This window comes from Streptomyces lydicus, assembly GCF_001729485.1.
In the GTDB taxonomy this organism is placed as follows: Bacteria; Actinomycetota; Actinomycetes; order Streptomycetales; family Streptomycetaceae; genus Streptomyces; species Streptomyces lydicus_D.
On record NZ_CP017157.1, the window covers coordinates 4638828 to 4663899 of the forward strand.

25 protein-coding genes are annotated in these 25072 nt (G+C 73.3%); 12 read left to right on the plus strand and 13 right to left on the minus strand.

What is annotated here, in order from left to right:
• Nucleotides 1-86: 86 nt before the first annotated feature.
• Nucleotides 87-395 carry a VOC family protein gene (locus SL103_RS20105; RefSeq protein ID WP_208869916.1) on the minus strand — a complete coding sequence of 103 codons (309 nt, stop codon included), beginning with the start codon at nucleotides 393-395 and terminating at the stop codon, nucleotides 87-89.
• Between the two features lie 241 nt (nucleotides 396-636).
• Between SL103_RS20105 and SL103_RS20110 the strand changes: the two genes are divergently transcribed.
• Nucleotides 637-1140, plus strand: a complete 504-nt coding sequence (locus SL103_RS20110) for a hypothetical protein (protein WP_069570361.1) — start codon at nucleotides 637-639, stop codon at nucleotides 1138-1140.
• 84 nt (nucleotides 1141-1224) lie between these two features.
• On the opposite strand, the gene SL103_RS20115 is transcribed toward SL103_RS20110, so the two are convergent.
• Nucleotides 1225-1959: a L,D-transpeptidase family protein gene (locus tag SL103_RS20115; RefSeq protein WP_069570363.1), complete on the minus strand. Its 735-nt coding sequence runs from the start codon at nucleotides 1957-1959 to the stop codon at nucleotides 1225-1227.
• A gap of 178 nt (nucleotides 1960-2137) precedes the next feature.
• Between SL103_RS20115 and SL103_RS20120 the strand changes: the two genes are divergently transcribed.
• Nucleotides 2138-2647 (plus strand): mycothiol transferase, encoded by a 510-nt coding sequence (locus tag SL103_RS20120; RefSeq protein ID WP_069570364.1) that lies wholly within the window; start codon nucleotides 2138-2140, stop codon nucleotides 2645-2647.
• 19 nt (nucleotides 2648-2666) lie between these two features.
• On the opposite strand, the gene SL103_RS20125 is transcribed toward SL103_RS20120, so the two are convergent.
• From SL103_RS20125 to SL103_RS20145, 5 genes are all read right to left on the minus strand, one after another.
• Nucleotides 2667-3170, minus strand: a complete 504-nt coding sequence (locus SL103_RS20125) for a metallophosphoesterase family protein (protein ID WP_069570365.1) — start codon at nucleotides 3168-3170, stop codon at nucleotides 2667-2669.
• Nucleotides 3171-3216: 46 nt separating this feature from the next.
• Complete coding sequence (locus SL103_RS20130) at nucleotides 3217-4023, minus strand: SDR family oxidoreductase (protein ID WP_069570366.1); 807 nt, start codon at nucleotides 4021-4023, stop codon at nucleotides 3217-3219.
• Between the two features lie 218 nt (nucleotides 4024-4241).
• Complete coding sequence (locus SL103_RS20135) at nucleotides 4242-4901, minus strand: hypothetical protein (protein ID WP_244303982.1); 660 nt, start codon at nucleotides 4899-4901, stop codon at nucleotides 4242-4244.
• Entirely contained in the window at nucleotides 4901-5443 is a 543-nt protein-coding gene (locus SL103_RS20140) for an RNA polymerase sigma factor (protein ID WP_051733077.1), read from the minus strand. Before SL103_RS20140 ends, SL103_RS20135 begins: the two co-directional genes overlap by 1 nt.
• Entirely contained in the window at nucleotides 5440-5718 is a 279-nt protein-coding gene (locus SL103_RS20145; RefSeq protein ID WP_069570367.1) for a hypothetical protein, read from the minus strand. Before SL103_RS20145 ends, SL103_RS20140 begins: the two co-directional genes overlap by 4 nt.
• Before the next feature lie 752 nt (nucleotides 5719-6470).
• On the opposite strand from SL103_RS20145, the gene SL103_RS20150 reads away from it, so the two are divergent.
• Entirely contained in the window at nucleotides 6471-7163 is a 693-nt protein-coding gene (locus SL103_RS20150) for a transglycosylase family protein (protein WP_069570370.1), read from the plus strand.
• Nucleotides 7164-7291: 128 nt separating this feature from the next.
• On the opposite strand, the gene SL103_RS20155 is transcribed toward SL103_RS20150, so the two are convergent.
• Entirely contained in the window at nucleotides 7292-7726 is a 435-nt protein-coding gene (locus tag SL103_RS20155; protein ID WP_069570371.1) for a CBS domain-containing protein, read from the minus strand.
• 147 nt (nucleotides 7727-7873) lie between these two features.
• Between SL103_RS20155 and SL103_RS20160 the strand changes: the two genes are divergently transcribed.
• Nucleotides 7874-9898: a M3 family metallopeptidase gene (locus SL103_RS20160; protein ID WP_069570372.1), complete on the plus strand. Its 2025-nt coding sequence runs from the start codon at nucleotides 7874-7876 to the stop codon at nucleotides 9896-9898.
• A gap of 25 nt (nucleotides 9899-9923) precedes the next feature.
• Here the strand turns inward: SL103_RS20160 and SL103_RS20165 are convergent, their stop codons facing one another.
• The gene (locus SL103_RS20165; RefSeq protein ID WP_069570373.1) at nucleotides 9924-10541 is read right to left on the minus strand and encodes a maleylpyruvate isomerase family mycothiol-dependent enzyme; all 618 of its coding nucleotides are present in this window, start codon (nucleotides 10539-10541) and stop codon (nucleotides 9924-9926) included.
• Nucleotides 10542-10637: 96 nt separating this feature from the next.
• Between SL103_RS20165 and SL103_RS20170 the strand changes: the two genes are divergently transcribed.
• A complete protein-coding gene (locus tag SL103_RS20170) occupies nucleotides 10638-11585 on the plus strand; it encodes a LysR family transcriptional regulator (RefSeq protein ID WP_069570374.1) in 948 nt (315 codons plus the stop codon).
• Here the strand turns inward: SL103_RS20170 and SL103_RS20175 are convergent.
• The 3 genes from SL103_RS20175 to SL103_RS20185 all read right to left on the minus strand — a co-directional run bounded on the left by SL103_RS20175 (nucleotide 11564) and on the right by SL103_RS20185 (nucleotide 16302).
• On the minus strand, nucleotides 11564-13027 hold the full coding sequence (locus tag SL103_RS20175) for an SDR family oxidoreductase (RefSeq protein WP_069570375.1): 1464 nt from the start codon (nucleotides 13025-13027) through the stop codon (nucleotides 11564-11566). The genes SL103_RS20170 and SL103_RS20175 overlap by 22 nt on opposite strands.
• Nucleotides 13028-13177: 150 nt before the next feature.
• Nucleotides 13178-15754 (minus strand): MFS transporter, encoded by a 2577-nt coding sequence (locus SL103_RS20180; protein WP_069570376.1) that lies wholly within the window; start codon nucleotides 15752-15754, stop codon nucleotides 13178-13180.
• A complete protein-coding gene (locus SL103_RS20185; protein ID WP_069570377.1) occupies nucleotides 15751-16302 on the minus strand; it encodes a MarR family winged helix-turn-helix transcriptional regulator in 552 nt (183 codons plus the stop codon). Before SL103_RS20185 ends, SL103_RS20180 begins: the two co-directional genes overlap by 4 nt.
• A gap of 192 nt (nucleotides 16303-16494) precedes the next feature.
• Between SL103_RS20185 and SL103_RS20190 the strand changes: the two genes are divergently transcribed.
• Nucleotides 16495-16887 (plus strand): PPOX class F420-dependent oxidoreductase, encoded by a 393-nt coding sequence (locus SL103_RS20190; RefSeq protein ID WP_033267490.1) that lies wholly within the window; start codon nucleotides 16495-16497, stop codon nucleotides 16885-16887.
• Between the two features lie 146 nt (nucleotides 16888-17033).
• On the opposite strand, the gene SL103_RS20195 is transcribed toward SL103_RS20190, so the two are convergent.
• Nucleotides 17034-17960 carry a DMT family transporter gene (locus tag SL103_RS20195; RefSeq protein ID WP_069570378.1) on the minus strand — a complete coding sequence of 309 codons (927 nt, stop codon included), beginning with the start codon at nucleotides 17958-17960 and terminating at the stop codon, nucleotides 17034-17036.
• 256 nt (nucleotides 17961-18216) lie between these two features.
• Here SL103_RS20195 and SL103_RS20200 point away from each other — a divergent pair, with 256 nt between their 5' ends.
• The 6 genes from SL103_RS20200 to SL103_RS20225 all read left to right on the plus strand — a co-directional run bounded on the left by SL103_RS20200 (nucleotide 18217) and on the right by SL103_RS20225 (nucleotide 25024).
• Complete coding sequence (locus tag SL103_RS20200) at nucleotides 18217-18987, plus strand: GntR family transcriptional regulator (RefSeq protein WP_244303983.1); 771 nt, start codon at nucleotides 18217-18219, stop codon at nucleotides 18985-18987.
• A gap of 66 nt (nucleotides 18988-19053) precedes the next feature.
• Complete coding sequence (locus SL103_RS20205) at nucleotides 19054-19281, plus strand: 4Fe-4S dicluster domain-containing protein (RefSeq protein WP_033267488.1); 228 nt, start codon at nucleotides 19054-19056, stop codon at nucleotides 19279-19281.
• 13 nt (nucleotides 19282-19294) lie between these two features.
• Nucleotides 19295-20662 (plus strand): ABC transporter substrate-binding protein, encoded by a 1368-nt coding sequence (locus SL103_RS20210; protein ID WP_069570380.1) that lies wholly within the window; start codon nucleotides 19295-19297, stop codon nucleotides 20660-20662.
• Nucleotides 20659-21504, plus strand: coding sequence for an ABC transporter permease (locus tag SL103_RS20215; RefSeq protein ID WP_069570381.1), 846 nt, complete (start codon nucleotides 20659-20661; stop codon nucleotides 21502-21504). The genes SL103_RS20210 and SL103_RS20215 overlap by 4 nt, the downstream gene beginning before the upstream one ends.
• Nucleotides 21501-22292 carry an ABC transporter ATP-binding protein gene (locus SL103_RS20220; protein ID WP_069570382.1) on the plus strand — a complete coding sequence of 264 codons (792 nt, stop codon included), beginning with the start codon at nucleotides 21501-21503 and terminating at the stop codon, nucleotides 22290-22292. Before SL103_RS20215 ends, SL103_RS20220 begins: the two co-directional genes overlap by 4 nt.
• Before the next feature lie 11 nt (nucleotides 22293-22303).
• On the plus strand, nucleotides 22304-25024 hold the full coding sequence (locus SL103_RS20225; RefSeq protein ID WP_069570383.1) for a fumarate reductase/succinate dehydrogenase flavoprotein subunit: 2721 nt from the start codon (nucleotides 22304-22306) through the stop codon (nucleotides 25022-25024).
• Nucleotides 25025-25072 lie beyond the last annotated feature (48 nt).

Here is a 25072-nt window from a genome sequence, read left to right on the forward strand (position 1 = left end):
CGTGCTTCCCGGCCGGTCCCGGGACGGGCCGGGAAGCACGCCGGCGAGCGAGCACAGCGGCACCCCCGGCCGGCAGCCGGCCTCGGCTACCTGACCAGCACGTCCACCGTCCGGCCGTCCGGGTCGGTCACGATCTGCCGGCCCGTCAGCTGCGCGGGCCCCACCGCGACGGCGTCCTTCCCGCGCACCACGAGCCCCAGCCTGAGGGAGCCCGTCGCGGGACGCGCCGAGGACGCCGGGTACAGCTCCAGGACCACACCCTCGCCCAGGACGGCGGCGTAGTGCTCGGGCCCCGCTCCGTGCTTCTCCCGCGCGAAGGCGAGGCCGAGACCGGAGTAGAAGTCACGGCACTCCTCCAGGCGTTCGGTGTAGAGGACGACGAGGCCGATGCACACGAGAAGCTCCTTCGAGGCGGGCCCGGCCCCGCCCGGAGGCAGACGACGAGGAGCCGAGAGCTCCTCAGCATACGGAGCCCGGTCCTGGCGCCCCGTGTCCTCACCGACCGTGTCCAACCGTCCGGAGCGGCCTGCCAACTCCGACACTCCGCCCGGACAGCCACCCCGCTCCACGGTGCGAGGGGGTCAACAGCGGGTATCACCACCGGGAATCCGCATTTTGCGCTCCCGGGAGCTGCTCATGAAGCACACCCATCCCCTGCCCGGCGACATCGGACTCACACAAATCTCAGGCGTCTCCGGCCGGTTGATCCGCTTCGGACAGTGGATCAACGGTGACGGTTTCGCCGACTACGAACACGCCTTCCTGGTCCTGCCGGACGACCAGGTGCTGGAGGCCGAGCCCGGCGGGGCCCGTATCCGCCCGCTCACCGACTATGGCGGCGCCAACGTGCTCTACGTGTGCCCGGAAGGGCTCACCGAGCGGCAACGCGCCGGCATCTGCACGGCGGCGTCCCGCTACGTCGGGGTGCCCTACAGCTTCCTCGACTACGCCGCGATCGCCACCCACCGCTTCCACGTCCCCGTGCCCGGGCTGCGGCGCTACATCGCCAACACCCGGCACATGATCTGCTCCCAGCTCGTCGACCAGTGCTATCTGGACGCGGGGGTCCATCTCTTCGCGGACGGCCGCTGGCCGGGCTATGTGACGCCGATGGCGCTGTACCAGCTGCTGGCCCGCTGACGTCGGGCCGGCAGGCACCACGGCGGGGACGCCGGAGCCGCGGGCTTCCCGCCGCTGCTCCGCCGTCCCCGCCCCGGCAGCCGGTCAGGTACCGGCCTTGCGGCCGTAGACATACACGTCGTCACCGGTCTTCAGCAGCGACCAGTACTTCTTGGCGTCGCCGCTGCGCATGTTGACGCAGCCGTGCGAGCCGGGGGCGGACCAGACACTCCCGCTGATGGAGTGGAACGCCTGTCCCCCGTCGAAGAACTGGCTGTAGGGCATGGCCACGTTGTACAGCGTCGACACGTGGTGCAGATGACGCCAGTAGATCTTCTTGGCGCCGGTGCGGGTCTCGTAGCCGTCCCGGCCGCTGCGGATCGGCACCGGACCGTACACCAGCCGCGAACCGTCCTGGATCCAGCTGAGCTGACGGGTCAGGTCGACGCAGGCGATGCGCCCCTTGTTCGTGGGGCACTTGCGGGCCTTGTTCGGGTTGTGGCCGGCCGCCTTCTGCTGCGCGACGAGGCTCATCACGCCCCAGGTGACCGGGCCGGCATAGCCGATGTTCGGGGTGATGCCGTGGCTGGTCTGGAAGGCGCGGATGGCCCGGCAGTCCGACGCCGACTGCCGGCCGTCCACCGGCAGGCCGAGGAACTTCTCGGCCTGCTTCTGGTACGGGCCGCGGGCCGCCGTGCAGGAGGACGCGGTGGCGGCCTCCGCGGTGGCGCCGAAGGCCACCGTCAGCGGCACGGTCAGCGCCGTGAGGGCGAGAGCCGCGCCCGCTCGGCGGCCGGCGCGGGTCCGCCGCCCTATTCGCAGGTTCAGTCGTCGTTTCATGCCCCGTATGACTGTTTGCCCGACCCGCCGGTTGCAGGCGTGACCGACCCGATATCTCTCGTTCGCGCCCCCCCGGGGCGCCGCCGGAGCCGCCTCCCACCATTCGCCGCCGGGGCTTGCGACCATGGGCGGGCCGCCGGGGGCTGCCGCGCCCTCCCGCCGCCGCTAAGGAGCCTTGATGACCGCCAGTACGGATCTGCTCGTCGACGCCTTCGGCCGTATCCGGGAGGCCGTGGAGGAGGCGGTGGACGGGCTCGGCCCCGACGAGATCGCCAGCCGGCCGGCCGAGGAGACCAACTCCGTCGGCTGGCTGGTCTGGCATCTGACCAGGATCCAGGACGATCACGTCGCGGGGGTGGCGGGGACCGAGCAGGTGTGGACGGCGGACGGCTGGTACGAACGCTTCGGGCTGCCGTTCGCGGCCGACGACACCGGGTACGGCCACTCCCCCGAGGACGTCGCGGCGGTGCGGGACCTGAGCGCCGAGCTGTTGACGGACTACCACGAGGCCGTGCACGACGCCACGGTGCAGTATCTCGCCGGGGTCGAGGACAAGGACTTCAAGCGCGTCGTCGACCGCGCCTGGTCCCCGCCCGTCACCCTCGGCGTCCGGCTCGTCAGCGTCATCTCCGACGATCTTCAGCACGCCGGGCAGGCCGCCTACGTGCGCGGGCTGCTCGGCCGCTGAGCCGCCGCCCGCCGCCCGCTCATCTCGCGCGGGGCAGGCGGTGCAGTTCGACGGCGGTCAGCCGGCCGCCACGCAGCTCCGCGGTCATGTAGGTGCAGTACGGCTGGCGCCGGCGGTCGGTGGGCGAACCGGGGTTGAGCAGGCGCAGCCGGTCGTCCGCCAGGGAGTCCCAGGGGATGTGGCTGTGGCCGAAGACCAGCACGTCCAGGTCGGGGAACCGTTCGGCGCACCGCCGCTCGCGCCCCTGTGCGGGGCCGGTCTCGTGCACGACGCCGAGCCGTACGCCGTCCAGTTCCGCGTACGCCACCTCCGGCAGCCGCGCCCGCAGCTCCGGGCCGTCGTTGTTGCCGTACACCCCGATGAGCCGCCGGGCACGGGCCGCCAGCAGGTCGAGGGTGGCGGTGTCGACCCAGTCGCCGGCGTGCACCACGACGTCGGCGCGCGGCACGTCGTCGAGCAGTTGCGGCGGCAGCGTCTTGGCGCGCTTGGGGAGATGGGTGTCGGAGAGGAGCAGGAGGCGCACAGGGCGACGGTAGCCGTCCGGGGCGCGGGGGGGCCACGAAGCGCGGTCAGCGTTCCTGCGCGGTCGGCCGCACGGCGATCTCGTTGATCGCCGCGTGCGCGGGCTGAGTGATCATGAAGGTGACGCAGCGGGCGACGTCCTCGGCGCGCAGCCAGGCGTCCTGGGGCAGTCCGTGCGCCGAGGCGGCCTGGCTGCCGCCGACGGTCAGCTCGGTCGCCGTCATGCCCGGTTCGACCAGCCCGACCCGCACGCCCCGGCCGGTCACCTCCTGGCGCAGCGCTTCGCTGAAGGAGCACACCGCGTGCTTGGTGGCCGAGTAGACGCTGTTGTCCTTCCGGGGCACCCGGCCGGCCACCGAGCTGACGTTCACCAGGTCGGCGACGCCGCGGGGGCCCTCGCCCGCGGCGCGCAGCAGCTGCGGCAGCACGGCGTGCGACATCCGCAGCACCGCCTTGAGGTTGAGGTCCACCATCCGGTCCCAGTCCGCCGGGTCACTGTCCAGCGCGGAGCCGCGGACGCCGAAGCCCGCGTTGTTCACCAGGATGTCGAGCCGCCCGAAGCGGTCCACGGTCCTCTCGACCACGCGGTGCGGCTGCTCGGCGTCGCTCAGGTCGGCGGGCACCGGGAAGGGCGTGCCGCTCCCCTGCCCGGCGAGCGCCGCCGTGAGGTCCGCGAGCCGGTCGGCGCGCCGGGCCACCAGGGCGACCGAGCAGCCCTCGCGGGCGAGTGCGTGCGCGGTGGCAGCGCCGATGCCGCTGGAGGCGCCGGTGACCAGCGCGACGCTGCCGGCGAGCGGTGCCGCGCCGTTGGCCGGGTCCGCCGGGCGGTCGGGTGCGCTGTGTCCGGGGGCCATCCGGTCACTCCTCACGATCGGCTCCGGTCGGCCGTGCGCCGCGCGCCGGGTGACACCGTGGCGTGCGCTCCTCCAATGCACCACAGGGGGGTCGCGCTGTCCATTTCGTCCGGGAGCGCCGCCCGACGCGGCCGCCCGCCGTCGCGCGGTCGGATACCGTGCGACGGCGGGCGGCGCGCCCGGTCGTGCCCCGGGCGGTACGGCCGCGGGGCGGCCGGTCACTGTGCGGCGAGCTCCCTCGGCAGGTAGGGGTGCTGGAGGAAGCTCTGCAGGCTCCGGTCCCAGGTGCGGGCGAAGCCCTGGGCCAGTTCCGAGGTTCCGCGGACCGGTACGGGCAGGTGGAGCTCAGGGGCGAAGCCCATCATGCGGGCGACGGTCCGCCAGAGCCGGGCGTCGGTCGTGCGGCCGACGGCGGCGTGGTGCACGGCGAGCAGGTGGGCGGCGAGTTCGTCGCCGGCGCCGGCCGCGAAGCGCCACCAGAACAGGGCGCCGTCCCACTTGTCCAGGGTGTAGAGGAGGCAGGCGAAGGTGCGTGCGCCGGCCGCGTCGTAGTCGGCGGCGAAGGCGCCCAGGGTGTCGATGTCCTTGGACCGGAGCACGACGTTGCACAGCCTCCTGGCCTCCGCGAGGACGGCCGCGGGCGGGATCGCGGGGGCGAGGACGGGGGTGGGCCGGCGGCGGCGCCGGCCCCGGGCGGGCGCGGGGCGTACGGGCAGCGGGCGGATGTCGCCCACCGCGCCGCGGGTGACCGGTTCGGGGTCCGCTCCGGTGCCGTCGGCGATGCGAGCGGCCAGGCGCCGGGTGAAGGCGACCGGGTCGTGATCGGCGAAATCCCGGTGCAGCGCCTCGGCTTGGCGTCGTAGCAGGTCTTCGAGCATCACGCGTCCTCTCCGGTTCCGCAGGAACCGTTCGTCATGATCTCTTTGAGCCGTTGCAGTCCGATGCTGGTGCTGGCCTTCGCGGCACCGGGGGTGGTGCCCAGCCGCTCGGCGATCTGGTCGTAGGACAGGCCCGCCAGGTGGCGCAGGCGTACGGAGTTGGCCTGCAGGGGCGCGGTGGACTCCAGGGCGTCCAGCGCGAGGTCGAGTGCTTCGCAACTGCGCAGCTCCTGGAGGTAGGCGGTGTCGGGGGGGTCGGCGTAGGGCTGTACGCGGCTGTTGCGGATCTCGCGGCGGTAGAAGTCGGAGACGACGCCGTTGAGGATGGTGTACGTCATGGCCTTCGGGTTGACGTGGGCGAGGATGCGCTCCCACTTGGCGTACATGCGCCGGCCGGCCTCCAGGGTGGCCTCTTCCGCGTCCCGGCGGTCGCGGAGGCGGGAGGCGGCGACGGCGAGCAGGGCTTTTTGTTCCCGCTGGAAGAACACCTCGAAGTCCAGCGGCAGGTCGGTCGGGCTGGCCAGGGGGGACTGCTCGTTCACCGGCCCTCCTCGCAGCCGCGGCCCGTCGTCGGCGCCGCCGGCGAGGACGGAACGGCGGCGTCCGGAGACGCGGCACGGCGGGCGCCGTCCAGGAGGACGGCGCCGCGCGGCAGCGGTGCGGCGGTGAGACGGGCGGTGGCACGGTGCTCGGCACGGGCCTGCGAGGCGGTGCGCACCACGCGCCGGACAAGGGCGTCGAGTCCTGTGGCGGTCAACCGGTAGACGCCGACCAGTGCCAGCGCGTACCAGGGCCATGAATGCCGCAAGTGCTCCACGGGCCCTCCCTTCTTGAGAGTTGCTGCCGCCGCGTCGTTGCGGCGGCCGGAACGCGGACGGCGTTCCTGCCCCTCTCACCGATGGGAGGGGCCCTCAGGGTTAATCAGGCTCCGTACATAATCAGCACAAAGTGATCGATCAATTGCACACTGTGCTTCCGACCTGCACTTTCCTTTTCAGTGAGTGATCAACGCCACATTGACGGAAGGTTTAATCACCGGTAACTCCCGTTCGAAAACCGGAGGTTCGCATTCGCAACGAAGGCGACGGGGTGTCAGCAGCGCACGGAGCGCGGCCACCGCACGGACGACCGGCCACGACCGGGGACGTCCCCGGCCCGGACGAACCGTTGCACTGCCCAAGGTCCGTGCGCGGTGCGTGCGGACCTGCGCAGCGCATGCACCAAGCGCCCCGGATGCGCTCGGCGGACACCCCCGCCACCGGTGAGTGATCGCCCCGCACCGGGCCGGCATGCACCCGCGGCGTACGGGGTGCGCCCCCGCCGGTCGCAGCGGGCGCGCCTCCGGCAGGCATGCCCGTGCTCCGGGGACAAGGGGGCAGGCCGGGCCGCGGCGGCGCTACCGCGCGCTCTGCCGATGCGATCTCGGTGCGTGGTTGTCTCGTCCCGGTCGATTTCATGGCGCCGCCCGGAAATCGCGGTAGGGCACCGCTCGAACGCGATTTCCGAGGGGACGTCACGTTTCCTGAATAGCCGCCAGGAAACTGCGCGGCGAGCGACGGGAGCACACGCATGGAATTTCCTCAGGTATCGGAATCGAGTGCCCGCAGCGAATTCCGGGGGTACGGGGTCCGGGGCATCACCGCGGCCGCCGTACTGCTGGCGGCCGGCGCGCTGAACGTGGCCGCCGAACAGCCGGCCGAGGCCGTGACCGGCGGCACCTGGGACCGGCTGGCCGGGTGCGAGAGCGGAGGGAACTGGCGGATCGATACCGGGAACGGCTTCTCCGGAGGACTGCAGCTGGCCCACTCCACCTGGCACTCGTTCGGCGGCCGGACGTACGGGACGCGGGCCGCGCACGCCAGCCGGTCACAGCAAATCCAGGTGGCGGAACGGGTGTTGGCGCGGCAGGGCTGGCACGCGTGGCCGGCCTGCTCGGCCCGGCTCGGGCTCAACGGCACCCCGCGGCACACCTCCCCCCGGGCCACCGCTCCGCGCCCGGCCCCGCACCGGCACTCCCTCGCACCGGCCCGTGAGCGGCTGCGGCACCCGCAGTTCCACGAGAAGCGGTACAAGGCACCCCGCCACCGGAACACCGGCCGCACGATCGTCGTGAACGCCGGGGACACCGTGAGCGGAATCGCCGGCGCCCACGGATTCCGCTGGCAGGATTTCTACCGGGCCAACCGCGAGGTGATCGGCGGGAATCCCGACCTGATTTTCCCCGGCACGCGACTCGCCGTACCGCGCTCCCGCGGAAACTGAATGCCGGAGTGACGCCGGCCGCGCGCACGAGGGAATTCCCGAGTGCTGCGTGAACGAGGGTTAGCAGGCCGTCCGTGGCGCCGCGGACGGCCTGCCCGGGTTCCTCGTGCCGGCGGGGGTGCGGCGCCCTAAGCCGTCGCGTACACGCGTGTCGCGAACTCCGCGATCTGCCGGTCGCTGAGGTTCTTGGCGAGGTTGGCCTCGGTGATCATGCCGACCAGGCGGTGGCCGTTCTTCACATCGATCACCGGCAGGCGCTTGATGTGGTGGCTCTCCATCGTTTCCAGAACATCGGCGGCGTCCGCCTCGGCGTCGATCCAGTGCAGCTCCCCGCCCAGGGAACCGGCCTGGACGGTCGCCGGCTCGATGCCTTCGGCACAGCAGGTGACGACGATGTCGCGATCGGTGATCATGCCCATGAGCTTGTTGTTGTCACCGCAAATGGGGAGGGCTCCCACATCGAGATCGCGCATCATCCTGGCCGCGTCCTGAAGCGATTCATGGGCCCCCACGCAGCGCACTCCGCCGGTCATGATGTCGCGGGCTTGCAGTTTGCCGGCCATGGTTCCTCCCATATCAGGAGCGTTGTTGCCTCGCCTTCGATGACATCACGAATGGGTCCACGACGCTTCCCGGGACCCACCCGGACCAGCGATGTTCGACGACCGCCGGACCCGGCGCGGCCCGCGGGCGTAGGGTCGGCCAGCGTGATGGCGAATCCCTTCTTCGAGCCGAGCGATCTGCCCTACGCACTGCCGCCCTTCGCCCGGATCCGGCACGAGCACTATCTGCCGGCTTTCGAGCGCGGGATGGCCGAACAGCGGGAGGAGATCGCGGCGATCGGCAGCCGCACCGCGCCCCCCACGTTCGAGAACACCGTGGAGGCGCTGGAGCGCAGCGGCGCGGTGCTGGGCCGGGTGCGCCGGGTGTTCTTCAACAAGACCGCGTCGGACACCGACGACGCGCTCCAGGAACTGGAGACGGAACTCGCTCCCCGGCTGGCCGCGCACGACGACGCGCTGCTGCTCGACCCGGCGCTGTTCGCCCGGCTCGACGCGCTGTACGAGGCGCGCGAGGACCTCGCCCTCGGCCCGGAGCAGGTGCGGGTGCTGGAGCGGCACCACACCCTGCGGGTGCGGGCCGGGGCGCGGCTCGCACCCGGCCAGCAGCGGCGGCTGCGCGAGCTGAACGCCGAGATCGCCGCGCGGTGCGCCGAGTTCCGGCGCAACCTGCGCAGCGCCACGGCGGAGGCCGCGCTGGTGCTGGAGCACGCCGCGGAACTGGCCGGACTGCCGGACGACCAGGTGGCGGCGGCCGCCGAGAACGCGCGGGCGCTCGGCCACCCCGGCGGGTTCGTGCTGAGTCTGAAGAACTTCACCGGCCAGACCGAGCTCGCCACGCTCGACGATCCCGCGCTGCGCGAGCGGCTGCTCGCCGCGTCGCTCGGGCGGGGCGTGGAGTGCAACGGCCCGGTCGCCGTCGCGCTGGCGCGGCTGCGCGCCGAGCGTGCCGCGCTGCTCGGGTACCCCAGCCATGCCGCCTGGGAGGTCGCCGACCGCACCGCCGGCACCACCGGGGCCGTGGAGGAGATGTTCGGCCGGCTGGCCGGCCCCGCCGTCGCCAACGCCGTGCGCGAGGGTGCCGTCCTCGCGCAGGCGGCGGGCGTCGCGGAGATCGGCGCGGCCGACTGGCAGTACTACGCCGAGCGGGTCCGCAAGGAGCGCTTCGACCTCGACGCGGCCGCGCTGCGGCCGTACCTGGAGTTGGAGACCGTGCTGCGCGACGGGGTCTTCCACGCCGCCAACCTGGTCTACGGGCTCACCTTCACCGAGCGGCCCGACCTGGTGGCGTACCACCCGGACGCCCGGGTCTTCGAGGTCCGCGAGGAGGACGGCAGCGCGCTCGGCCTCTACATCGGCGACTTCCACGCCCGGCCGTCCAAGCGCGGTGGCGCCTGGGAGAACGAGCTGGTGCAGCAGTCGCATCTGCTCGGCCACCGGCCGGTGGTGGTCAACAACCTGAACGTCGCCCGGCCGCCCGCGGGCGAGCCGGTCCTGCTGACCTGGCGTGAGGTCGGCACGCTGTTCCACGAGTTCGGACATGCGCTGCACGCCCTGTTCTCCGACGTCCGCTACCCACTGCTGGCCGGCACCGAGGTGCCGCGCGACTTCGTGGAATTCCCCTCCCAGGTCAACGAGATGTGGGCGGAGCAGCCCGAGATCCTGGCGCACTACGCCCGGCACCACGTCACCGGCGAGCCGATGCCCCCGGACCTGCCGGGCAGGCTGCGCGAGGCGGAGAGCTTCGGGGCCGGGTTCCGGGTGGTGGAGCACCAGGCCGCCGCCGTACTGGACTGGTCCTGGCACTCGCTGCCCGCGGACGGCGACCTGCCGGACGAGGGGGACGCCGAGGCGTTCGAGGCCGCCGCGCTGGAGCGGTGGGGCCTCGCCCTGCCCGCGATCCCGCCGCGCTACCGCACCGGCTACTTCGCCCACGTCTTCGGCGGCGGCTATGCGGCCGGCTACTACGGCTACCGGTGGGCGGAGGTCCTGGACGCCGACACCGTGCGGTGGTTCCGGGAGAACGGCCGGACGGTCCGCGAGAGCGGAGAGATCTTCCGCCGGGAACTGCTCGGCCGGGGCGGCAGCGTCGACCCGATGGCGGCGTTCCGCGCGGTGGTGGGCCGCGATCCGGAGATCGGTCCGCTGCTCGCCCGGCACGGCCTCGACGGGTGAGCTGAGCCGGGCCGCCGTCCCCCGGCTAGCAGGCCACGAACCGGCCCTGCGGCTCGCCCCGGAGGCGGCCGGCCGGCAGCTTGCGGCCGAAGGCGACCAGCAGCAGGTCCGCTCCGGCGCCGGTCAGCGGGGTGCCGGTGCCGAAGGTCCAGTCGAGGTCGGTGGCCCGGAGCTGGACGCCGTCGAGGTCGGCGCCGAAGAAGCGGGCGGACCTGGCGGTGACGTGCTCCAGGAGGACGCGCAGCCGGTCCTCGGGGACGCGACGGTCGTGGCCGAGCGCCACGGTGATGTCGAGGCCGTGGACCACGTCGTGGCCGAGCGCGGAGGCGAGCCCGCCGACCGGCGGCGTCCACGGGTGGTGGGCGTTGTCCCGGAGGAAGGCGGCGAGTTGGCGCGGTGACGCGGTGGCCACGTCCCTGCGGGCGAGCCGGTCGGTCATCCTGTGCAGGCTGCCGCCCGCCTTGACGAGTTCGGCGGCCACCTTGGGGAACGAGTAGCGGAAACCCATCGACATGTGGGCCGCCACCTCCCGCACCCGCCAGCCCGCGCAGAGCGTCGGGGCATCCCACTGCTCGTCGGGGAGAGCGTCCAACAGGTCTGCCAGTTCGCGGCGTTCGGCCGCGATCGCCGTTCCGAGGTCCATGGCTCCAATGATCTTTTCCCCGTTGCCATAAGTCCAAGAGCGGGTCATTCTCCTTGCCAGCAGCGTTGGTTATGGGTACGGCCTAGGATTCCCGTCATGGAACTCCGGCAACTGCGGTACTTCGTCACGGTGGTGGAAGAGGCGAGTTTCACCCGCGCCGCGGCCCGGCTGCATGTGGCCCAGCCGGGGGTGAGCGCCCAGATCCGGCAGCTGGAACGGGAGCTCGGCCAGCCGCTGCTGGACCGCTCCGGCCGCTCGGTGTCGGTGACGGAGGTGGGCGAGGCCGTGCTCGGGTACGCCCGGACCGCGCTCGCCGCTGTCGAGGGAATCCGGCTGACCGTGGACGAGTTCACCGGGCTGCTCCGCGGCCGGGTCGCGCTCGGGCTGGTCTCGGGGGCCGCCATCGGCGCCTTCGGCGTACCCGCCCTGCTGGCCGATTTCCACGACGACCACCCTCAGGTGGAGATCTCGCTCACCGAGGACACCTCGGAGCGGATGCTCGCCGCGCTGTGCGACGGCGCGCTCGACATCGCCGTGATCGGACTGGCCGAGGAGGAGCCCGTGCCGGGCGTCTCGCTGCAGGTCGTGATCGACGTACCGCTCGTCGCCGCGGTCGCACCGGACGATCCCCTGCTCGCTCCCCCGGGCCGGACCGACATCCCGCTGGCCGCGCTCGGCGACCGCCCGCTGATCAGCCTGCCGCGCGGGACCGGCCTGCGCGGGGTCCTCGAACGCGCCTGCGCGCAGGCCGGCATCCGGCCCCGGATCGCCTTCGAGGCGGCCGCCCCGCCCGTCCTCGCGCAGCTCGCCGCGCGCGGTCTGGGCGTCGCGGTGCTGCCGGCGCTGCCGGAGGAGGCGGCGGCCGGCCTCGGGCTGCGGACGCTGACGCTCACCGGGCCGCAGCCGCGCGGCCGGATCGCGCTGGCGTGGCGGACGGAGGGGCCGGCCGGCCCGGCGGCCAGGGCGCTGCTCGACCGGTTGCGGGCCGCGCTTCCCGCGCCGGGCGGCAGCGGGCCGCGGGATCACCAGGCCGCGGGGGCGTAGTCCTTCAGGAAGCAGCCGTGGAGGTCCTCGCCCAGTTCACCGCGGACGATCGGGTCGTAGACCCGGGCGGCGCCGTCGACCAGGTCGAGCGGGGCGTGGAAGCCGTCCTCGGCCAGCCGCATCTTGTCGGGGTGCGGGCGCTCGTCGGTGATCCAGCCGGTGTCGACGGCGGTCATCAGGATGCCGTCCGTCTCCAGCATCTCGCTGGCGCTGGTGCGGGTGAGCATGTTGAGGGCGGCCTTGGCCATGTTGGTGTGCGGATGGCCGGCGCCCTTGTAGCCGCGGCTGAACTGGCCCTCCATCGCGGAGACGTTCACCACGTACTTACGGCGCGCTGCGGACGCGGCCATGGCCGGGCGCAACTTGCTGACCAGCAGGAACGGCGCGGTCATGTTGCACAGCTGGACCTCCAGGAGCTCGACCGGGTCGACCTCGTCGACCTTCTGGATCCAGCTGTTGGTCGCGTGCAGGTCCGGGACCAGCCCGCCGGCGTCGATCGCGGTACCCGCCTCGATCCGGGCCGGCGAGGCGGAACCGGTGGTCAGGGCGAGCGCGGTGACGTCCTCGGCGCTGAGCGCACCGCCGGCGGCGGTCGTGGCGGCGGGCAGGGCCGCCGGGGCGCCGCTGCCGAAGTGGCCGAGGACGAGGGAGGCGGGCAGTTCACCGGCGGGCAGCGGCGCGGACTCGGCGGCCACCAGCTGGCCGTACGCCTCGGGTGAGCGACGGACGGTCTGCGCGGCGTTGTTGATCAGGATGTCCAGCGGGCCCTCCGCGCTCACCGCGTCGGCGAGGCCGAGGACCTGGGCCGGGTCCCGCAGGTCGATTCCGACGATCTTCAGCCGGTGCAGCCACTCCGCGCTGTCCGGCATCGCCGTGAAGCGGCGGATCGCGTCATGGGGGAAGCGGGTGGTGATCGTGGTGTGCGCACCGTCGCGCAGCAGCCGGAGCGCGATGTACATGCCGATCTTCGCCCGGCCGCCGGTGAGCAGCGCGCGTCTGCCGGTGAGGTCGGTACGGGCGTCCCGGCGGGCCCGGTTCTCCTTGGCGCAGGTCCGGCACAGCTGGTGGTAGAAGGCGTCGACCTCGGTGTAGCGGCTCTTGCAGACGTAGCAGGACCGGGGGCGCTGGAGGATTCCGGCGATCTCGGAGGTCGTGGAGCTGGTGAGGGCCCGGCCCTGGGTCTCGTCGTCGATCCGGTCGGCCGCCCCGGTGGCGGTCGCCTCGGTCACGGCCTTGTCGTTGGCGGTCTTCGCGGCCCGGCGTTCGTGCCGCCGGCGCGCCTTGACCTTGCGGTAGATGCCGGCGGTGGCCCGCCGTATGGTGACCGCGTCGGGGTGGTCGAGCGGCAGCGCGTCCAGTTCCTGGAGCACGCTCAGGCAGACCGCCATCCGCTCCGAGTCGATACCCGTGCCTTCGGCCCGGCCTGTTTCGGTCACCGTCATCGCCGCTGCCGCTTTCCTGGTTTCGTGTGCTGGTCGCACTTTCGTACGAGCTTCGGCGGAACTGTACGTAAGCGGCGGCGGGTCAGCCAAACCGGGGCGGGGCCCGGTGCTGTCCGCACCGGGCCCCGCCGCCTGTCGTGGCAACCGTCCTCAGTCCACCGCGTCGTGGCGCAGTTCGATGTCGAACTCGGTCCGCCCCTCGGTGCCGAGGCTCAGCGGGGTGGCCACCGGCGGGTAGCCGCTGGCGATCAGCGTGTACGCGCCGCTGTCGAGGTCGGTGAAGACGTACGCGCCGTCCTGGCCGCTGGTGGCGGTGCCGACCACGTTGCCCGCCGGGTCCAGCAGGGTCACCCGGGCGTCGTCCACCGGTCCGCCGTCCGCGGTGCGGACGGTGCCCCGCACCTGGGCGCCGAACGTCAGCCGGATCTCGTACCAGTTCCGGCTGCCGGACGCGACCTCCACCTGGAGGGCGGAGGGGCGGTGCTGCTCGGCGCTGACGGCCAGGGTGTAGCTGCCCGGGGTCAGTTCCCCGAAGGCGAAGCTGCCGTCCTGGCCCGCCACGCCGGACGCGACGACCTCGCCGCGGATGTCGGTGGCCACGACGAGCGCGCCGGGCACCGGATCGTCGCCCTTCTCCTCACGGACCTCGCCGGCCAGGCCGGCCGCGCCGCTGAGGGTCAGGTCGCAGGTGAGCGGCTCCTCGCCGACCACGACGGTCATCGCCTGCGGCTGCCGGGCCCCGGCGGAGCCGATCAGCACATAGGTGCCGGCTCCGGTGGTGGGCAGCGCGAACGCGCCGTCGGTCGTGGTCGTGGTCCGGCCGAGCTGCCGGCCGCCGACGCTGATCAGGGTGACGGCGGCGTCCGCGACGGGCCGGCCGGAGCCGTCCCGGACGGTGCCCCGGACGGCAGGGCCGGTCGCCGCGGCCGGCGCGGTCGCCGGGGCCTTGGTGAGGTCGGGTGCGGTGTCGGTGGCCGGCTCAGCGGGGGCGTCCTGCGCCGCGGGGGCCTGTTCGCCGTCGGCGGCACCGGCCGTGCCGTTCGCCTCGGCCTCCGCCTGGGCGCGGGCCTGGAGCCCCGAGATCTGCCGCAGCGGCACCTCCTTGATGAACCACATCAGCAGGAAGGCCAGTGCGACGACGACCGCGCCCATCAGGAAGACGGTGTGCATCGAGTCGGCGAAGCCGCGCTTGAACGGCTCGGCGAGCCGCGGGTCGAGGTGCTGGATGAACGAGGAGTCGCTGAGCACGCCGGAGGAGCTGCCGTTGCCGGTGTGCTTGAGCATGTCCAGGACCGGCTTGTTGGCCGGGTCGCGCAGCACGGCGGGGTCGTGCAGCGCGGCCTGGAAGCGCTCGGTGGACGCCGCGCTCCGGAACGCCGAGGAGATCTTGTCCCCAACGGTGCTGAACAGCACGGACAGGAAGATCGCGGTACCGGCGGTGGCACCCATCTGCCGGAAGAACGTGGAGGAGGCGGTCGCCACGCCCATGTCCCGCGGCGGCACGGCGTTCTGCACGGCCAGCACCAGGGTCTGCATGCAACCGCCCAGGCCGAGGCCGAAGACCAGCATGTAGACCATGGTCTGCCACAGCGGGGTGTCCCACTGCACCCGGAAGTGGAAGAGCAGCATCGCCGCGACCATCAGGGCGGTGCCGATGATCGGGAAGATCTTGTAGCGGCCGGTCTTGGCGGTGATCTGACCCGACGCGATCGAGGCGATCATCATGCCCGCCATCAGCGGGAGCATCTCCAGGCCCGACTTGGTGGGGCTGGCGCCCTTCACGATCTGGAGGTACTGCGGGATCATCAGCATCCCGCCGAACATGCCCATGCCGATCAGCACGGACAGCAGGCTGGTCTTGCTGAAGGTGCCGTTGCGGAACAGCCGCATCGGGATCAGCGCGTCGTCGCCGATCCACCGCTCGACGAAGATCCAGGCGATGATGCCGACGGCGCCGATCGCGTAACAGGCGATCGAGCGGGACGAGTCCCAGCCCCACTCCCGGCCCTGCTCGGCGACGAGCAGCAGCGGTACGACGCCGAGCGAGATGGTCAGCGCGCCCCACCAGTCGATGCGGTGGTCGCGCCGGGTGTGCGGGATGTTGAGGACCTTGGCGACGACGAACAGCGCGATGATGCCGATCGGGACGTTGACCAGGAACACCCAGCGCCAGCCGGTGATGCCCAGCAGGTGGGCCTGGCCGGCCAGGGCGCCGCCGATCAGCGGCCCGGCCACGCTGGAGGTGGCGAAGGTGCCCAGCATGTAGCCCTGGTAGCGGGCGCGTTCGCGGGGCGGGACGATGTCACCGATGATCGCCAGCGCGAGGGACATCAGACCGCCGGCGCCCAGGCCCTGGACCGCGCGGAACGCGGCGAGTTCGGTCATCGAGGTGGAGAAGGTGCACAGCACCGAGCCCGCGACGAAAATGCTGATCGCGGCGAGGTAGTAGGGCTTGCGGCCGTGCAGGTCGGACAGCTTGCCGTACAGCGGGGTGGCGATCGTCGAGGTGATCAGGTAGGCGGTGGTCGCCCACGCCTGCTGGCTGAGGCCGTGCAGGTCGTCGGCGATGGTGCGGATCGAGGTGCTGACGATCGTCTGGTCGAGCGCGGCCAGGAACATGCCCAGCATCAGGCCGCTGAGGATGGTGAGGATCTGACGGTGACTCAGGGTTCCTGGTGCGGATATCGCCTTGGCGTCCGCGCCGGGCGGAGAGGTGGCGGTGCTCATGTACGTGAATCTCCCTGCTCCACGGCGGCACCCTGGTCTCCCCCGGGACCCAGCCGTGTGTGTTGTCGTTCTGCCATGTCCTCGTTGAGGCGGCCCAGCAACCGGATCAGGTCGGCCCGGTCCTGGGGCGACCACGGTTCGAGGAGGGCGGCCAGTTCGGCGTCGCGCTGGCGACGGTAGTTCTCGAAGGCGGCACGGCCGGCCGCGGTCGCGGTCAGCAGCGACCCGCGACGGTCCTCCGGGTCGGGGCGGCGCGCGACCAGGCCCCGCTCGACCAGCGAACGCACCTGCCGGCTGACGGTGGACAGGTCGAGGAACGCGTCGGCCGCCAGATCGGTGGCCCGCTTGTCCCCGCCGACCACCAGCCGGGCCAACAGCACCCGGTCGGCGGCTCCTCCGTCGGTCTTGGCGCGCTGTTTCCACGCCGCGATCAGCCGGGAGAAACGGACGATCTCCGTCCCCAGCCCGGCGGCCGCCTCCTGAAGCCCGGACGAGGCGGTGACCTGCGGGGCCGCCCGGCCACAGTCCGGGGCCGTGCCCATACTCATGGTGATGATCCTTCGCGGTGCGGTCTCGTCCGCCGATTATCTTGCTTGTACCCAGCAAGCTTAGCGGCCGTGTTGGAGTGCCGCGCACCCGGCCGGTGCGCGGGGGTGCCCGGCCCGGAGTGCGGGGTGCCCGGCCGGGGTTGCGGGGCGGGCGTCTATGCTCCGGCGTGAACCGACGGCCAGGAGACCGCTGTGCACCTTCCCCCCGAACTCCTCGCGCTGCTGCGCGGGGCGAGTACCTGCTATCTGGCCACGTCCATGCCCGACGGCTCGCCGCAGCTGACCCAGACCTGGGTCGACACCGACGGCGAGCACGTGCTGGTCAACAGCGTCCGTACGCACGTCAAGACGCGGAACATCGAGCGGGACGCCCGGGTGGCGGTCGCCGTCTCCGACCCGGCCGATCCCTCCCGGTACTTCCAGGTCCGGGGCAGGGTGGTCAGGGTGACCACCGACGGCGCGGTCGACCACATCGAGAAGCTGTCGCAGAAGTACCTCGGCCGCCCCTACCCCTGGTTCGGGGGCCGGGACGAGGAGCGGGTGCTCTTCGTCATCGCGCCGGAGCGGATCAGCGGGACGGCGTAGGGCGTCCCGCCCGGCCTGAACACCCACGGCACCACCGTCCCGGAGATGCCGCACGGCGAGGTCAAGCACTCCGGTTGCGGCCGTGACCTGTCGCTGGCCGGCTGCGGGACTACACGCAGGTCGAACACGTCGTGCTGTGACGCGGGTCAGGAGGACGGCGTCTCGGGCTCCGGGCCGGCGCCGTCCTCGGCCGCGGCCGGCTGCTGCCCGGCGCCGGCCAGGTCGCGGGTGAGGGCGACCCGGGAGAGCAGTTCGGCGCCCCACAGGACCAGCCCGATGCCCAGCGCCTCGGGGACCAGCCACCAGCCGGCCCGGACCCGTTCGTCGAACAGGGTGACCCCCAGCGACAGGCTCACCAGCGCGTCGCCGAGGGTGAGCACCGGCTGGGAGGCGGTCAGCGGACCGGACTGCATGGCGTTCTCGAAGAGGAACAGCGCCAGTACGCCGACCAGCGCGAAGCCGTAGGTCTGCCAGGACGCGAAGAACGCGGCGGCGCCCCCGGTCTGCCAGGCGTGGGTGGCGTCCTTCATCAGGGCCGCGGTGAGGGCGTAGGCGACGGCCGCGGACGCGGCGAAGCACGCGGCGCGTACCCCGCCCGCCCCGTGCCGCAGCGCGCCGCCGACCGCCGTGGCGATCACCCCGGCGCACACCGCGAGGGCCGGGATCCAGCGACTGACGGGGGCGTGGTCGTTGCCGATGGTGGGCGCGGCGGCCGCGAGGGCGGAGCCGAGGCCGACGACGATCAGCGTCACGCCCGCCCAGCCGCCGCGCGGGATCCGACCGCCGAGGACCAGCCGGCCGATGAGCAGGGCCAGCGGGAGTTCCAGGACGAAGAGGGGCTGGACCACCGAGAGCGCGCCCTGGGAGAGCGCCAGTGCCTGGAAGCAGGCGGCGGCCATGACCGCGAGCATCCCGCCCAGCCAGGCGAGCCGGTGCAGCAGATCGACCAGCAGGCCGAGCCGCAGGCCGGGGGCGAGCGGGACGGTGCGTGCCGCGCGCCGCTGCAGCACCGTGGCCAGTGCGTTGCTGGCCGCCGCGAGCAGTGCGAACAGCACGGCCGGCCATGTGGCCATGCCTCCACCTCCTGCGCCGGTGTCCGCCGTCGACGCTATCCGGAGCGGGCCGCGACCGGTGGGCGACACGGGTGCCGAGGGCCGCAATCGCTGCACCGGAGGGCGCCGCCGGGTGCGTACGAGGACCGCGCGCAAGTGGCAGATCTTCCGCCAGGGACGAGGGAAACCGCAGGTCACCGCCGCTGAGGGCGAGGCCGGAAGTGGCGCAATGTTGCGGCAACACCACGGGCCGGAACCCGTCGGTATGGTCCACCGCATGCCAGCCGAACGCACCCGCCAGCACACGACCCCGGTAGCGGCCGCCCGCCGCCGCCGGCTCCGCGCTGACCGCGCCCGGCAACTCGCCGACCTGCTGCGCCACCAGATCCTCGGCGGGCGCTTCCCGGACGGCGTACTGCCGCACGAGGAGGTGATCGGCGCCGACTACGGAGCCACCCGCAACACCGTCCGCCAGGCCCTCGGCCTGCTGCGCGCCGAGCAGCTGGTGGAGCGGCAGCCGGGCGTGGGCACGGTGGTGGTGTGTCAGAAGTTCCCGCACGGGCTGGACCGGCTGATGGGGCTGGCCGAGACGCTGCACCGGCACGGCCGGGTCACCAACGAGGTGCGCACCATCAGCCCGGTCACCGCCCCGGCCCCGGTGGCGGACCGGCTGCGGATCCCGCCGCGCAGCGAGGTGCTGTACATCGAGCGGCTGCGTCGGCTGGACGGCGCGCCGCTGTCGCTGGACCTCACCTACGTTCCGATGCGCCTCGGGCCGGCGCTGCTCGACGCCGATCTGGAGAACACCGACGTGTTCCGGCTGATCGAGGAGGCCGCCGGGCAGCCGCTGGGCACCGCCGAGATCACCCTTGAGGCCGTCAACGCCGACGCGCACTCGGCCGCCGTGCTGGAGGCGCCGCGCGGTACGGCGGTGCTGATGCTGGAACGGCTCACCCATCTCGCCGACGGCACGCCCGTCGACCTGGAGTTCATCCGCTTCCGCGGCGACCGGATCACCATGCGGGGCCTGCTGCACCGCACGGTCTGAGCCCCGTCCCGCACTCCCCGCCCTCCCCCGCTCCCCCTTGTCCACCCTCCTGTCCTGGAGATCGCCATGCCTCTCACCCCCCAACGGGCGGACGTGCCCGTGACCATCGACGAGTCCAAGTGCATCGACGGCTGCACGCTCTGCGTCGACATGTGCCCGCTGGACTCGCTCGCCATCGACCCGGTCGGCAACAAGGCGTACATGCACGTCGACGAGTGCTGGTACTGCGGCCCGTGCGCCGCTCGCTGTCCCACCGGAGCGGTCACGGTCAACATGCCCTACTTGTTGCGATGAGAGGCACCTCTCCATGCCACCCACAGCGATCAAACGCACCGCGCCGCTCGCGGCCGCGGCCCTGCTCCTCCCCCTCGCACTGACCGGCTGCGGCGGCGACGCGCAGGCCGGCGACGGCAAGCACGTCACGGTGACCGTCGGCTACCAGTCCAAGACCATCAACACCGTCACCGCCGGGACCCTGCTGCGCTCCCTCGGCTCCTTCGAACGGGAGCTGCGGGCGCAGGGCAGGCGCGACGGCACGACGTACCGGGTCGCCTGGCAGGACTACGCGACCGGGGCGCCGATCACCGCGCAGATGGTCGCCGGGAAGGTCGACATCGGTTCGATGGGCGACTTCCCGCTGCTCCTCAACGCCGCCCGCGGCAAGCAGCTGCACGCCCCGACCCGGCTGGTCTCGGTCACCGGCTACAACCTGCGCGGGGCGCTCAACACCATTGTCACCAAGCCCGGTTCGGGGCTGCGCTCGCTGCCCGACCTGCGGGGCAAGAACGTCTCCAGCAGCGTCGGTTCGGCCTCCGACGGCACACTCGTACGGGCCCTGCGAGGTGCCGGGATCGATCCGGAGCAGGGCATCCACAAGCTCAACCAGCAGCCGGCCGTGGGGGCCTCGGCGCTGGCGTCGGGCAGCGCCGACGCGCTCTCGCAGTTCGTGGCCTGGCCGGGCCTGCTCGCCTTCCAGGGCAAGGCGCGGGCGCTCTACGACGGCGGTGCGCTGAACCTGCCCACCTTCCACGGCGTGACCGTGCGGGACGCCTTCGCCGGGCAACGCCCCGGTGTGGTCAAGGCGTTCCTCGCCGCACAGCGGGACGCGACCCGCTACCTCCAGGACCATCCGGTCGACGCCGCCCGGAAGGTCGCCCGGGCGACCGGGCTGCCGCCCGAGGTGGTCTACCTCTACAACGGTGCCGGCGGTGTCGCCACCTTCGACCCCACCCTCAAGCCGCAGCTGGTCGCCGCGCTGAAGAAGGACGTACCGGTGCTGCGGGCGGCGCGGCTGACCGGGCCGGTCGACGTCGACTCCTTCGTCAACGACCGCTACATCAAGGCGAGTTACGGCAGTCGGTATGCCGCGGCGGTGCGCTCCACGGCGCATCCGGCGGCCGACGAGGTGTGGCTGCGCGGCGAGGACCGTACGCACTCCTTCACCGGTCCGGCCGGCCTGCTGCGGTTCGTCGCCGCGCACCGCGGCACCGTACGGGCCGCGTACGTGGCGGACGCGACGACCGGCAGCCGCTGGTTCGCCGACAGGTCGGTCTGGGTGCGCGACGGCGCGCGACTGCTGCCCTTCCTCACCCGGGCGACCGCCGACGCCTGGGTCCGGCGGCACCCGGGCGCCCGCCCCGTCAGCTACGCCGCCGCGCTGGAGGGAGCCCGGTGAGCGCCCCCTGGACCCGGCGCGTCCGGCGCGCCGCGGCGGTCGCCGGGGCGCTCGCCCTGTGGCAGGTGCTCGCCCAGTTCCACGTCGACCTGTGGCTGCGGTTCGGCCAGTTCCCGACGGTCACCGAAACGGCCCGCGCGTTCGCCCGCCGGCTCGGCACGGCCGCGTACTGGCAGGACGTCACCGAGAGCCTGACCCGGATCCTCACCGGCTTCGCGCTCGCGGCCGTGCTGGGCATGGCGGTCGGCACCGCCGTCGCCCGCTCGCCCCTGGTGTCCGACCTGTGCGGACCGCTGCTCGAAGTGCTCCGGCCGATCCCGGCGATCGCGCTGGTGCCGGTGGCCATCCTGCTGTTCCCCAGCAACGAGCAGGGCATCGTCTTCATCACCTTCGCCGCGGCGTTCTTCCCGATCACGGTCGCCACCCGGCACGCGGTGCGGGCGGTGGCACCGGTCTGGGAGGAGGCGGTGCTGACGATGGGCGGCGGCCGGTGGCGCGTCCTGCGTTCGGTGGTACTGCCGGGCGCGCTGCCCGGGATCCTCGGCGGGCTGTCGGTGGGCATCGGGGTCGCGTGGATCTGTGTGATCTCCGCCGAGATGATCTCCGGTGAGTACGGCGTGGGCTACCGCACCTGGCAGGACTACACCGTGGTCGACTACCCGGGCGTGTTCGTCGGGATGGCCACCATCGGCCTCCTGGGCCGGCTCACCGCGACGGCGGTGGAGCTGGCCGGGCGGCGGCTGACGCACTGGGTGCCGCGCACGGCGCACGGCCCCGGCCCGTCTCCGGCCGGCCGGCTGCGGGCGCCGGCGGGCCGTGCGACGACGGGGGTGCCGTCATGACCGGCACCGGACTCACCACGGCGGCGCCCGCCGAGGCACCCGCGCAGGGCCTGCGGCTGACGCTGGCCGGCGCCGTGCTCGGCCGGCCCGGCGCCCCCGTCCTGCACGGCCTGGACCTCGACGTGGCCCCGGGCGAGATCCTCACCGTCGTGGGGTCCTCCGGCTGCGGCAAATCCACCCTGCTGCGCACCCTGGCCGGTCTGCTGCCACCGCTCGGCGGCCGGCTGAGCCAGGACGGCGCGCCGCTCGGCGGGCCGTCCGCCGACCGTGCGCTGGTCTTCCAGGAAGACGCCCTGCTGCCCTGGCGCAGCCTCCGCGCCAACGTGGAACTCCCGCTCGCCATACGGGGGTTGCCGCGTGCGGAGCGCCGGTCGCGGGCCGATGGCTGGCTGGCCCGGGTCGGGCTCACCGAGCACGCCGGCCGGCTGCCGCACCGGGTCTCCGGCGGCCAGCGGCAGCGCACCCAGCTGGCGCGTGCGCTGGCCGGGCGGCCACGCGCGGTCCTGATGGACGAGCCGTTCGGCTCGCTCGACGCGCGGACCCGGGCCGGGATGCAGGAGTTGCTGGTCGACGCGTTGCGCGGCACCCGGGCCACCGTCGTCTTCGTCACCCATGACGTCGACGAGGCGGTGTACCTGGGTGACCGGGTCGTACTGCTGGGGACCGGCCGGGTGCTGGACGTACCGCATCCGCGCGAGCGGTCCGCGCACGACGCGCCGGCGACGGCAGCGCTGCGGCACACGGTCCTCGCGTCGCTCACCGACGCCCCCACCACCGAAATCGTCTGAAAGGCCGAGGCATGGAGATCCCCGCACTCGCCGATGCCGAGGAGCGCTCCTGCGACGTCCTCGTCATCGGTGGCGGCACCGCCGGCACCATGGCGGCGCTCACCGCAGCCGAACGCGGCGCGTCCGTCCTGCTGTTGGAGAAGGCGCACGTCCGCCACTCCGGTGCGCTGGCGATGGGCATGGACGGCGTCAACAACGCCGTCGTGCCCGGGCGGGCGGAGCCGGACGACTACGTCGCCGAGATCACCCGCGCCAACGACGGCATCGTCGACCAGTCCACCGTCCGCCAGACCGCGACCCGCGGCTTCGCGATGGTGCAGCGACTGGAGTCGTACGGCGTGAAGTTCGAGAAGGACGAGCACGGCGCGTACGCGGTGCGGCAGGTGCACCGGTCCGGCTCGTACGTGCTGCCGATGCCGGAGGGCAAGGACGTCAAGAAGGTCCTCTACCGGCAGCTGCGGCGCCGCGAGATGCGCGAGCGGATCCGGATCGAGAACCGGGTGATGCCGGTGCGGGTGCTGACCGGCCCGGACGGCCGGGCGGTCGGGGCGGCCGGCTTCCACACCCGCACCGGCCGCTTCGTCACCGTCCGGGCGGGGGCGGTGATCCTCGCCACCGGGGCGTGCGGCCGGCTCGGCCTGCCCGCCTCCGGCTACCTCTACGGCACCTACGAGAACCCCACCAACGCGGGCGACGGCTACGCCATGGCGTATCACGCGGGCGCCGAGCTGACCGGTATCGAGTGCTTCCAGATCAACCCGCTGATCAAGGACTACAACGGCCCGGCCTGCGCCTACGTCGCCAACCCCTTCGGCGGCTACCAGGTCAACCGGCACGGCGAGCGGTTCGTGGAGTCGGACTACTGGTCGGGGCAGATGATGGCTGAGTTCGCGGCCGAGGTCGCCTCCGAGCGCGGGCCGGTCTACCTGAAGCTCAGTCACCTGCCCGAGGAGTCCGTCGCCGCGCTGGAGACGATCCTGCACACCACCGAGCGCCCCACCCGCGGCACCTTCCACGCCGGGCGCGGTCACGACTACCGCACCCACGACGTGGAGATGCACATCTCCGAGATCGGGCTGTGCGGCGGCCACTCGGCGTCCGGCGTCCGGGTGGACGAGCACGCCCGGACGACCGTGCCGCGGCTGTACGCGGCCGGGGACCTGGCCTGCGTCCCGCACAACTACATGATCGGCGCGTTCGTCTTCGGTGACCTGGCGGGCGCGGACGCCGCCCGGTTCACCGCGTACGAGGGCGAGTTGCCGGAAGAGCAGCTGCGGGCGGCCCATGAGCTGGTCTACCGGCCGCTGCGCCACCCCGACGGCCCGCCCCAGCCGCAGGTCGAGTACAAACTGCGGCGCTTCGTCAACGACTACGTCGCCCCGCCCAAGAGCGGCGCCCGGCTGTCACTGGCCGTCGAGCACTTCGAGCGGATGCGCGCCGACCTCGACGGCATGGGTGCCCGCACCCCGCACGAGCTGATGCGCTGCGCCGAGGTCGGCTTCATCCGCGACTGCGCGGAGATGGCCGCCCGGTCGTCGCTGGCCCGGACCGAGTCCCGCTGGGGCCTGTACCACCAGCGCACCGACCATCCGCGGACCGACGACGACACCTGGCTGCACCATCTGGACCTGCGCAAGTCCGCCGCGGGGAGGATGGAGTTCACCGCCCGCCCGGTGGCGCCGTACCTGGTGCCGGTCGAGGAGTACGCCCCGGTGGGCGGCGCTTCCCGCTTCCTCGGTGAGGTGCGCCCCGAGCAGGTCGCGACGGCGGGGCGGCGGGACACCCCGCCGGTGGGCTCGGCGGCGTCCGGGGACCGGGCCGGAGCCCCGGCGACGGCCCCCGCCGAGGCGCCCGGCGCCCCCTCACCGCGCCTCCTCGGACTCCTCGCACTGGCCGAGGACCAGCCGGACCTCACGGCGCTGCGTCCGTACCTCGACGACGCCGACCCCGCCGTACGCCGCGCCGCCGTCGACGCGCTCACCGAGAGCGTGCCGGCCGGCACGGGCCCGGCGCTGGCCGCCGCGCTCGCCGACGCCGATCCCGCCGTGCGGGCGGCGGCCGGGGCCTCGCTGCGGGAACTGGTCGAGGTGCTCGCACCGGAGCCGGCGCTGCGCGACCCCCTGGCCGCCGCCGTGCGCGGGCCCGATCCCGTCGTCCGCGCCGCGGCCGTGGACGTCCTGCGGGCCCTCCGCCTCGGCGATCCGGCCCTGTTCGGCGAGGCGCTCGCCGACCCGGTGGTGGAGGTCCGCATCCAGGCCGTCCGCGCCCTGGTCTCCGTGGACGCCGCGGACGCGCTGCGGCGGGCCGCGCAGGATCCCTCGCGGGAGGTCCGGGTGGCCGCGGCCCACGGCCTGGGCACGGCCGGCGGCCCGGACGGACCGGCGGCGCTGGTGCACGACGCGGACCCCCTCGTGCGGGCCGCGGCCCTCGGCGCGCTGGCGACCACCGGCTGCCCGCCGCCGTACGACGCGCAAGCCGTCACGGCGCTGGGCGACCCGGCCTGGCAGGTCCGGGCCGGCGCCGCCAGGGCCCTGGCCGCCGCCGACGCCGGGCTCGCGGTCCCCGCGCTGCGCGCCGCCCTGTCCGACCCGCACGCCGACGTCCGCAAGGCGGGGGTGCTGGCGCTGCGCGCCCACGCGGGGCACGAGGACGCCGCCCGGGCGCTGGCGTCGGTCGCCGCCGACCCGGACGCCGACGTCCGCGCCTACGCCCGGCTCCCGGCAAAGGGGTGACACACGTTCGGGCCGTGCGGGTGGCGTCCGGGGCGGGGCGGTCGGAGG